Origin of the sequence: Trichocoleus sp. FACHB-40 (assembly GCF_014695915.1) — a bacterium.
Classification (GTDB): domain Bacteria; phylum Cyanobacteriota; class Cyanobacteriia; order Cyanobacteriales; family FACHB-T130; genus Funiculus; species Funiculus sociatus.
Genome location: NZ_JACJPF010000019.1, coordinates 1 through 10,827, shown reverse-complemented (window position 1 = coordinate 10,827; position 10,827 = coordinate 1). Strand labels below are relative to the sequence as shown.

Sequence of the window (10,827 nt, the reverse complement as noted above, 5' to 3'; positions counted from 1 at the left end):
TGTTTTATACCTGGAGGTACGCTGTGGCAAAAATAGTATCTATTCACTCGTTCCGTGGTGGAACTGGTAAATCAAACTTGACGGCTAACCTAGCGGCTACTATAGCCCGTCATGGGCAACGGGTAGGTATTATTGACACCGATATCCAGTCGCCAGGGATTCACGTCATTTTCGGTCTAGACATTGAAAAAATGGACTGTGCCCTCAATGACTACCTATGGGGTCGCTGTCACATTAAAGAGGCTGCCTACGACGTTAGCAATGTTCTCAAGACGGAACAGGGAGAGACAACCGTGACAAACGGCAGCCTCTACCTAATTCCCTCTAGTACTAAAGCTAGAGAAATCTCTCGCGTTCTGCGCGAGGGGTATGACGTAGTTCGTCTCAATGACGGCTTTCAGGAAATTATCCGCTGTCTGAACTTGGACTACTTGTTCATTGATACTCACCCCGGACTCAATGAAGAAACCTTAATTTCTATCGGTATCTCTAATGTTCTAGTCGTCATCCTGCGTCCAGACAGCCAAGACTTCCAGGGTACTGCTGTGACGGTGGATGTGGCTCGAAAGCTGGAGGTACCCAAGATGCTGCTGGTTGTCAACAAGGTGCTGCCAGCCTTGGGGTTCGATGCCTTGCGGGAACAGTTAGAGGCAACTTACAACACATCGGTGGCTGGTATTATACCGCTCTCGGAAGAAATGATTTTGCTAGGGAGTAAAGAACTCTTCTGCCTACGCTACCCTGATCATCCCTTCAGCCAGACAGTGGAAAAGATTGCAACTCAGATTGAACACTGAGGGTTGAGTTAAGGAAACTACTGACTGGAGGCGATCGCATTTGATGAACCAACAGGAATTTCGCAAGAGCATACTGACCTCCTATGGTGCCAGTGCCTCAGAAACCGAAGAGCTGCTGATTTACAATCAAAACGTCTTTGACCGTAGCGGTTTAACCCGTCCCGTTCAATTTCCCCTTGCACCCGAAGCCCATGTAGCCGCCTGGGAGGAATACGCCGCCCAAGCGAGAGTAGTCGGAGCATTTCAGTCGCTCAAGGGCGTGTTGGTTCAATTACAGTTTCCCATCCAGGAGGGTATCAGTCAGACTGACGCATATCGCTGTGCTACCCGTAAGGGTGTGCTGGTGGATGGTATGGCTGAGGCGACTGGTTTGGTCTTGAAGCAACCAGAGAAACTTCAGTTGATAATACATCAAAGCCTTGCAGGAGCTATCCCTGTTTTGCTCACCGGGAACCGGGAGGATTTTGTTTCTCTGGTACAGGCACTAACAATGCGTAATGAACCAAAACCAGTCCCTGCATCTATGGGAGCCTGCATGGTTGCTGGTTTTAACAACTGGGATCGGATTCGCCAGTATCGACAACAATGGGAAGATAAAAACCCTTTGAATTGCTCAGAATCGAGTTGGGCAGAAGAGTTTGGGCGGCTCATTCCGCATAAGGAGCTTTATCAGGATCGATTGATTATTTTGAGCGATGGTCCTTACAGTGATGTCCCAGCCAGCGATATGGGACTCTCGGAATCGGAGTGGCGGAACTTATCCCTAACAATTCGGCTGGAACATGAATGTACCCACTACTTCACACGCCGCTTGTTTGACTCGATGCGAAATAATCTACTCGATGAACTGATTGCCGATCACAGAGGCATTGTAGCTGCTACAGGACACTATCGGGCTGATTGGTTTTTACGCTTTCTGGGCTTGGAAGCGTTTCCGAATTACCGAGAAGGAGGCAGACTGCAAAACTACCGAGGTCAGCCAGCACTTTCTGATGGGGCTTTTAAGATTTTACAGGTGCTAGTAAAGACGGCTGTAGAAAATTTGGAGCGCTTTGATGCTGAATATGCAGGTGAGTTAATCACCTTTAATAACCAACCTTTGATGTTAATAGCATTAACCTATTTGACATTAGAGGAATTGGCTTCTCAAGAGGCAATAATTCGCCTCAAAAAGACTATAGATGAATTACAAACAACCCTATATGTGTAAAGCATCAAAGTTATGAGATGTGAGGTAATTCGGGACACCCTCCCCTTAGAAGAAATAGGGAGATAAAATTATGACAGAAGTTCTACTCAAAGAATTAAGTAATAGTGACATCAATTGGATGAGCGCTACGGGCTGTCGGCAGGAGATAGCTGCGGGTACTGTCCTTGTCCAGGAAGGAAAAGCTGCCGATACCCTACATATTGTCCTAGATGGAACCTTAGCCGTTACAGTCTCTCAAGCTGATAACAATCCTCTATCCCGTGCTTTTGCGGCTATCGAGGGTGGCGAAATCTCAGGTCGGGAGATAGCTAGGTTATCAAGCGGTGAGGTAGTGGGAGAAATCCCCTTCCTGGGTACTCGCCCGACCGCTACCACTGTGAAGGCGATCGAGAAGTCGCTTGTGATGTCGATTCCCCAACAGCAATTGACAGCAAAATTGCAGCAGGATGTTGGTTTTGCTTCCCGTTTTTATCGAGCGATCGCTATTTTACTTTCAGACAGACTCCAGAGCATAGTCAGTCAGCTTACTCGTAGCAAGCTTGCTCAAGGTCAGGCGCTGAGGGATATGCTGTTTGTTTTGGGAGGATTGAATGACAGTGACATCGATTGGATGATTGCTACAGGCAGTCGCCAAAAAATTGCGGCTAATACCGTACTTATCCATTCAGGAGGACCTGTGGATGCGTTGTATATCCTATTGAATGGAACAATGACTGTTTCTGTTTGTGAAGATGAGCGCAATCCTTTAGCCCGTGCCTTTGCAGCTCTAGAGGACAGTGAAACTTCAGGTCGAGAGATAGCGAGATTATCGAGAGGTGAAATTGTCGGAGAAACCCCCTTCATTGATGTTCGCTTACCTTCTGCGACTGTGAAAACCCTTGAAGACTCGATTGTCTTGTCGATTCCCCGGCAGCAATTAGCAGCAAAATTACAGCAAGATGTAGGATTTGCTTCCCGTTTTTATCGAGTAATTGCTACTTTGCTTTCAAATAGATTGCAGGCGATGCTCAGTCGCCTTGGGTATGGTAGGCGCGTTTATAGCAAAGGTCAGCCACTGAATGGAGGGGTTGAATATGAGGATGAACTGGATTCTAGCGTTTTAGATCATATGGCACTGGCTGGAACCAGATTTGATTGGATGCTGAGACGTTTGAGAGAAAGTTAAATTCTTCAATTTTTCCTGCTGTTGACTGAATACACAGTGGTAGCAATCGCGCTTAGGACTGCTACTTTGACTTAGCTGCTGTGTGTTGTGGTAGTGAGCGATCGCAACATTAAATTACCTCACAAAACAGAACCCAAAAAATTGTCAGTCTTACCGAAAAATTGGGCGTTGTAGGGGGATGTCCTCCCCCCTAAACTACTAAGTATTAATCCTGTTCAAAGAACTTGACATACCTGAGCTACAGAACAGGAAAGATTTTTGTTTCGCAAGTGGTTGTCGAGGCCCCATAAATGGTTAACCAGAAGCAAAACCTATTCCGAAAAGAGTCACTGGAGCGTTTATCTTCTCCTGAAAGACTAGATCAGTTGATGCAGGTGGTCAGTCCCAAGAGCTGGCTGCCTTTAACATCCTTGGCTTCCTTGGTAGTGGTGGCATTGATTTGGAGTATTTATGGACGCATTCCAATTACTGTCGAGGGCCGAGGGGTAATAATTTATCCCAGCCAAGTTGTGCCGCTACAATCGAAAAGCTCAGGGCAGTTACTAGCTCTAAATGTCAAGGTCGGAGATATGGTCAAAAAGGGTCAGGTATTAGGAACACTTGACCAAATTGAACTCCGGAAGCAACTACAGCAGCAGCGCGATAAACTGGCGGAACTACAGTCACAAGACCAAGCCGTCGGTTCGCTCCAAGGGCTACGCAACGAACAGGAAAAACGGACAATTCAGCAACAACGCCAGTACCTCCAGCAACGCATTCGGGAACTCCAATCCCTGATGCCTCTCCTCCTATCAACAAGCAGTGAATCGATCCAGCAGCAACGCCAGAGCCTCCAGCAAAGCCTACGGCAAGCCCAGGCTATGACTCCTATTTACAAGCAGAGACTGGAGATTCGTAGGCAGCTCTACAAGGAAAGAGTGATTACGAATGATGTACTTCTGGATGCACAAGTAAAAGACCAGGAAAACCGCGATAAAATTGCCGATCTCGAAGCTCAGTTAAAGCAACTAGATGCTAAGAAGACAGAGCAAGAAAAGGCTAATCGTGACAACCTCAGTATGATCTCTGACCTCCGGACTCAGTTGAAAGAGCAGGATAGCCGGGAAGCAACTCTAGCTCAACAAAACCTGGAAACTTCAACAACTCGAAAAAAAGAGATTCAAGAGGTCCAGCGAGAGATTGCCAAACTGGAACTGCAATTAGGTAACAACACTAAGATTATTAGTCAACACAGCGGACGCATACTAGAAATCACTACTAACCCGGGGCAGGTTGTTGAGGCGGGAACCCGATTGGGGAGCATAGACGCAGAGAATCCATCCAGCTTGCTGGTTGGCATAACCTATTTTGCGGTTGGGGATGGCAAGAAAGTTCAACCGGGCATGACGCTCCAAATTACGCCACAAACTGTGAAACGGGAACGCTTTGGCGGCATCCTAGGTACTGTCAAAACTGTCTCTGGGTTTCCAATCACAAAAGAGTCAGCAGCCAATGTGGTGGGCAATGCAGAAGTGGTGGAAGGTCTGATGTCTGACAAGCAGGAGGGAGTAATGCAAGTATCCGCAGACCTAAAGCTGGATTCCACTACTTTTAGCGGCTACAACTGGTCTTCTTCCAAGGGACCGCAACTGAAAATCTCTTCTGGAACTACCACTGTTGTTCGAGTCAAGGTGGAAGAGCGGGCTCCCATTACGTTTGTTTTACCTATCCTGAGGTCGGTCAGTGGCATCAACTAATCCGACCTTAACGGCACCGATTAATCCTTTGCAGCAGATGCAAAAACTGCTGAGAGGTCAAAGCAGGCGGGTAAAGACGCCAACGCTTTTGCAAATGGAAGCTGTCGAATGTGGGGCTGCTGCTCTAGGAATTATTCTGGGTTACTACTGTCGGATTGTGCCACTGCCAGAACTTCGTCGAGAGTGCGGGGTTTCCCGCGACGGCAGCAAGGCTTCCAACGTGCTGAAGGCTGCTCGTAGCTACGGACTTGAAGCTAAAGGCTTTAAAAAGGAATTGGAGCAACTTCAAGACCTGTCTCCTCCCTATATTGTGTTCTGGAACTTCAACCACTTCCTAGTCGTGGAGGGAATTTGCCAGCAGATGGTTTATCTCAATGACCCTGGTACTGGACCACGAAAGGTGTCTCGACAGGAATTTGACGAGGGGTATACCGGAGTGGTGCTGGTCATGGAACCCGGTCCGGAGTTCCAGAAAGGGGGGCGTAAACCCAACCTATTGAGAGCGCTGTGGGAACGGTTACAGGGTGCTACTGGTGTCCTAGCTTACTGTTTACTGGCGGGATTACTACTGACGCTTGTCGGGCTGGTAGTACCCGTATTTAGCCAGGTGTTTGTCGATGAAATCCTCGTTCAGGGGCGGCAGCACTGGTTGCGACCACTACTTTTGGGGATGGCGATCGCAGCTATACTTCAGGGAATACTGACGCTACTACGGTTGCGATATCTGCGCCGATTGAAAGTCAAGCTGTCTGTAGGGATGTCCAGCCGCTTTCTCTGGCACATCTTGCGTTTACCCGTTGGTTTCTATGCCCAACGGTTTGCCGGAGAAATTAGTAACCGCACTAGCCTCAACGACCAAGTTGCTGATGTTCTTTCAGGGAGATTGGCAACTACAGCTATTGATGCGGTGATGGTCATTTTTTACGCGCTAGTCATGCTGCAATATGACGCGGTACTAACCTCGGTTGTAGTCAGCTTTGCCGTAGTGAATGTCTTAACCTTGCAGTGGATTTCCCGTCAGCGCGTAGATGCAAATCAACGATTAATTCAAGAGTATGGCAAAGCGGCTGGCGCGTCCATTGCCGCTCTCCAAAGTATAGAAACCATCAAGGCATCTGGGTTGGAATCAGATTTCTTTGCCCGCTGGTCAGGTTACTACACCAAGGCAATCAATTCACAGCAGGAATTAGGAGTAACTAACCAGACGTTCTCAGTGTTACCTGCACTCCTATCTTCACTCTCATCTATGGCTTTGTTGGTTGTTGGTGGTTTACGGGTAATGAACGGACACCTCAGCATTGGGATGCTCATAGCCTTTCAAGGACTGATGCAGAGCTTTCTGCTGCCTGTCAACAATCTTGTTAGCTTCGGCAGTACCCTGCAAGAAATGGAAGGTAATTTGATTCGCCTGGATGATGTGCTGGACAATCCGGTCGATCCACAAGTAGAAAGCAGAAGTCACAAGGATAATGAAACTATTCAATCTTCCCGTCTGCAAGGCTACGTCGAGCTGGAAAACATCACATTTGGCTATAGCCGCTTAGAGGCTCCCCTAATTGAAAACTTTACGCTCTCGGTCAAGCCTGGACAGCGAGTTGCCTTGGTAGGAGGGAGTGGCTCTGGCAAGTCTACCGTTGCCAAACTCGTAAGCGGACTCTACGAACCTTGGGAGGGAGAAATTCGCTTTGACGGGTTACCTAGGCATCAGATTCCGCAATCAGTACTAACTAACTCCGTCGCTATGGTGGAGCAAGATATTTCGATGTTTGGCGGAACTGTTAGAGACAATTTGACTCTATGGGATACCACAGTATCAGATAAAAGCTTGGTGCGAGCTTGCCGCGATGCGGCGATCGATGATGTGGTTCTCTCGATGTCTGGGGGATTTGATGCATCCCTTATCGAAGGGGCCGCTAATTTAAGTGGAGGACAGCGACAGCGGCTGGAAATAGCCCGTGCTTTGGTGAACAACCCCTCGATTCTCGTCATGGATGAAGCCACGAGTGCCCTAGATGCTGAAACGGAAAAAATTATTGACCAGAATCTGCGGCGGCGGGGGTGTACTTGCCTGATTGTTGCTCATCGGTTGAGTACCATCCGGGACTGTGATGAAATCATCGTCCTTGAACGTGGAAAGGTAATGCAACGAGGCACCCACCAAGAATTGTGGCAAGTAGAGGGAGCATACTCGCGGTTGATACGCAGTGAGGGGTAAGCAGTTTAAATGGTCAACCAACTTACGAACACAGACTTACAAGGGCAACTATGCTGTCTTAAAGGCAATGAGCCAATACTACTGGATGAACCACAAACTGTTTGGGTGGTTCAGTCTGGCACTATAGCGTTGTTTGCCGTTACGGTTGAAAATGGTGTTGTAGAAGGAACTCGCCGCTATCTATTCAGTTGCGATCCAGGAGAAGCACTTTTCGGAACTCAGCCTAGTGGCAATCAGCAGCGCCGACTCCTAGCAGTGCCGATTGGCGAGACAGAACTGCTGAAGGTAGATCGAGAATGCTTTAAGCAGTTAGTTGCCGATGGGGATACTAGAGTGGTTGCCTTGGTAGAGGGCTGGCTCCAGCAAATTAACGCTGGACTTTCCGGTGTCGCCATGCCAGTGATTCAGGTAAAGGCTTCGGGAGAAGCACTATTTTCCCTGGTTGATGGTGAGACGCTTCAGCCTGAGTCAGAGGCGAAGGACGCTACCAGGTTCTGCTGTGCGATCGCATGGGTACTCCTCAGCCAAGGAAATGTCCGCTTGATGGGGTTTGAGGAACTAACTCTAGATTCGGCAGCAGGAACTTTTCCCCTAACCGCCGGAATGTGGTTGGAAGCTGTAGGGGAAGTTCAGCTTGCCACCCAAACGACGATCGCAATTCGAGACCCGGATACCCTGCTTGGGGGACTGTCCCACCTTCACACTCAACTCCTTGACTACATTAATCTCCTAGAGCAGCAGGAAGCGCAGGAAGAACTACAGCGCCTTCAGGATCGGGAACGTCTTAATCGTCAGGTGACAGCAGAGGCTTTGGGTGAACTCGCCTCGTCACTAGGAACTCAAGAAGCAACCTTTTTCCTAGAAGGTACGCCCTTGTTGGTCGTTGCGGGTGCAGTCGGAAGGTCTCTCGGTGTCACAATTCGTCCTCCTGCTCGCTCAGAAGACCTCAAGCGGGTCAAAGACCCGTTGGAAGCAATTGTCAGGGCTTCAAGGCTTAGGATGCGGCAGGTTCTATTGCGGGACAACTGGTGGGAGAGGGACTGTGGTTCTTTAGTTGCCTACACCCAGCAGGACAACCAACCAGTAGCGCTGCTGCCTATTTCGGCTACTCGCTACGAAATCTTTGACCCAGCCAATAAGACCCGTGTTCCTGTAGATGCCCGTAGTGCCTCGACGCTAAACCCTTGTGCTTATATGTTTTATCGGTCTTTGCCCGATAAAGTCCTCAAAGCTATAGATATATTCCGATTCGCGCTCAAGGGTCGTGGGAGAGAGTTGCTTGTTATCTTTTTAACAGGCATTGCCGCTACGCTGCTGGGGATGCTTACACCCCACGCTACTGCCATTCTGATTGATAACGCGATTCCTGATAGCGATCGAGGGTTATTGCTGCAAGTCGGATTGGGGCTGTTGGTTGCTGCTTTCGGGATAGCGCTATTTCGGCTGGCTCAGGGGTTTGCCCTCCTGCGGGTGGAAACGGTTTCGGATGCTTCTACCCAAGCCGCTGTCTGGGATCGGCTGCTGAACCTGCCAGTATCTTTTTTCCGCGAGTACACCACAGGAGATCTTCAGTCTCGCGTTACATCAATTAGTACAATCCGTCGTCAACTCAGTGGCACAACCCTAATCACTCTTATCACGGGTTTGTTTTCATTACTGAACTTGGCGCTTTTGTTTTACTACAGTTGGAAATTAGCCCTAGTCGCTGTGGCTGTGGCTGTAGTTGCGATCGCTATCACCACACTTTCTGGCGTGTTCCTCGTCCGCAAGGTTCGCCCACTACTGGAAGTCAAGGGAAATATCTTTGGGCAGACGGTGCAGCTTATCAATGGCATTTCTAAACTGCGTGTCGCTGGGGCTGAAGAGCGTGGTTTCGCCGCTTGGAGTAAAAACTACAGTCGGCAAATAAAATTAGAACTTAGCACCCAGAACGTTGAAGACCTTGTCGCACTGTTCAATACAGTGATGCCAACGCTGACTTCTGGAGTCCTCTTTTGGTTTACTATCAAGCTTCTGGAGGAGGCTCAAACTACAGGCGGTATCGGACTGACGATTGGCACTTTCCTCGCTTTTAACAGCGCCTTTGGCACTTTTATTAAAGGTGCCACAGACGTAAGCAATACAGTTACTAACGCTTTGCAAGTCGTCCCTCAGTGGAAACGCGCTCAGCCAATTCTAGAGACTATACCGGAAGTGGATCTCAGCAAAGCCGATCCAGGCAAACTCATGGGCAGAATCGTCGTAGACCATATCACCTTCCGCTACCGACAAGATGGACCCCTGACGCTGGATGATGTGAGCCTGTATGCAGAGCCTGGAGAGTTTATTGCACTTATAGGCGGCTCTGGGAGCGGTAAATCCACCATATTTAGATTGCTACTAGGATTTGAAACTGCCGAAGATGGCACCATCTATTACGATAGTCAAGATTTGTCTGGGTTGGATGTTGACGCAGTGCGCCGACAGTTAGGCGTCGTCCTGCAAGCTGGTCGGATTACATCTGCTTCTATTTTCGACAACATCGCTAGCGGTGCTCGGATTACACTCGATGAAGCTTGGGAAGCAGCCCGAATGTCTGGGTTTGCTGACGATGTCGCAGCCATGCCAATGCAAATGCACACAGTCATCAGTGAAGGGGGTGGCAATCTTTCTGGAGGACAACGGCAGAGGCTGCTCATTGCTAGGGCATTGGTATTGAAACCCCGAATTTTGCTATTTGATGAGGCTACCAGTGCTTTAGATAATAGAACACAGGCAATTGTCAGTGAAAGTCTAGACAAGCTGCAAGTTACCCGGATGGTAATTGCCCATCGGCTTAGCACAATCCGCAACGCTCACCGGATCTATGTACTTGACTGCGGTCGGGTCGTGCAGCAGGGCAGTTTTGAGGAGCTGGCTTCTCAGGAGGGGCTGTTTGCCCAGTTGATGACTCGCCAGATGGCCTAGTTGGTATTCATTCGTAACAAGTTTGCTCCAACACATCTAAAACACTTCCCCAAGTTTTTAGTTCTAACTGCCAGCCCCGACTCTGACCGCTTGGAATCATCCTAGTCACAACGCCCGTTCGCCCTTGATCGTAGAGGCAGACCCAACGGTAGGAGCGCTCTATATACGTTACGAATTGTTTCGGAATAAGCCTAAAATCGACTTTTCTAAATCTGCAAACCTTCCAGTAAGGGCGAAATTAATCGAAAATCTAAAATCGATTTACCGTTTAACTAAATGTGAAGTTTTGTAAAACGTCGCATAATTCTGGACTTTTGGGTCCGAGAGGTAAATAGAGGTTTGCTAGTTTCATCTTGGTAATCGAACCTAAATTCTTACTTGTTTACCCGAAAAGCAGACTGATGAACTTCAAGCTAAGGCACCAAAAGCTTGCGCCAGCTCCATACGTCTTGAGAGTACAGTCTTTATGCCCAAAAATGCTGCTACTGATGATTTATCCACCTCAGTAAATCACCCAATGCTCGGCAAGCTATTAGATGGACGCTATCAGATAATTGACAGCTTGGGCAGAGGTGGATTTGGTCAAACCTACATTGCTCAAGATACTCGTCGCCCTGGAAACCCAACCTGTGTCGTTAAACACCTCAAACCTGCTAGTAGCGATTCCGAATGCTTGCAAATCGCTCGGCGTCTATTCTGTAGCGAAGCCGAAATCTTGGAAAAATTGGGCTACCATGACCAAATTCCCCGGCTGTTAG

7 protein-coding genes are annotated in these 10,827 nt (G+C 48.5%); all 7 read left to right on the top strand.

Features of this window, described 5'->3' with window-relative positions; genetic code table 11:
• The first annotated feature begins 23 nt into the window (after positions 1–23).
• Positions 24–797 carry a P-loop NTPase gene (locus H6F63_RS00540; protein ID WP_190633983.1) on the top strand — a complete coding sequence of 258 codons (774 nt, stop codon included), beginning with the start codon at positions 24–26 and terminating at the stop codon, positions 795–797.
• A gap of 43 nt (positions 798–840) precedes the next feature.
• A complete protein-coding gene (locus H6F63_RS00535; RefSeq protein ID WP_190633981.1) occupies positions 841–2,007 on the top strand; it encodes a hypothetical protein in 1,167 nt (388 codons plus the stop codon).
• Positions 2,008–2,077: 70 nt separating this feature from the next.
• Complete coding sequence (locus tag H6F63_RS00530; protein ID WP_190633979.1) at positions 2,078–3,172, top strand: cyclic nucleotide-binding domain-containing protein; 1,095 nt, start codon at positions 2,078–2,080, stop codon at positions 3,170–3,172.
• A gap of 290 nt (positions 3,173–3,462) precedes the next feature.
• A complete protein-coding gene (locus H6F63_RS00525; protein ID WP_190633977.1) occupies positions 3,463–4,908 on the top strand; it encodes an NHLP bacteriocin system secretion protein in 1,446 nt (481 codons plus the stop codon).
• Positions 4,909–4,945: 37 nt separating this feature from the next.
• Positions 4,946–7,123, top strand: coding sequence for an NHLP family bacteriocin export ABC transporter peptidase/permease/ATPase subunit (locus tag H6F63_RS00520; RefSeq protein WP_190633987.1), 2,178 nt, complete (start codon positions 4,946–4,948; stop codon positions 7,121–7,123).
• 9 nt (positions 7,124–7,132) lie between these two features.
• Positions 7,133–10,069, top strand: a complete 2,937-nt coding sequence (locus tag H6F63_RS00515) for an NHLP bacteriocin export ABC transporter permease/ATPase subunit (protein ID WP_190633975.1) — start codon at positions 7,133–7,135, stop codon at positions 10,067–10,069.
• 517 nt (positions 10,070–10,586) lie between these two features.
• The coding region (locus tag H6F63_RS00510) for a serine/threonine-protein kinase (protein WP_190633985.1) at positions 10,587–10,827 on the top strand (241 nt) is incomplete at its 3' end.

Bases quoted from the DNA above. Each gene is read 5' to 3' on its own strand.
- H6F63_RS00535 (WP_190633981.1), top strand. From the start codon at position 841: ATGAACCAACAGGAATTTCGCAAGAGCATACTGACCTCCTATGGTGCC.
- H6F63_RS00515 (WP_190633975.1), top strand. From the start codon at position 7,133: ATGGTCAACCAACTTACGAACACAGACTTACAAGGGCAACTATGCTGT.
- H6F63_RS00525 (WP_190633977.1), top strand. From the start codon at position 3,463: ATGGTTAACCAGAAGCAAAACCTATTCCGAAAAGAGTCACTGGAGCGT.
- H6F63_RS00520 (WP_190633987.1), top strand. From the start codon at position 4,946: ATGCAAAAACTGCTGAGAGGTCAAAGCAGGCGGGTAAAGACGCCAACG.
- H6F63_RS00530 (WP_190633979.1), top strand. From the start codon at position 2,078: ATGACAGAAGTTCTACTCAAAGAATTAAGTAATAGTGACATCAATTGG.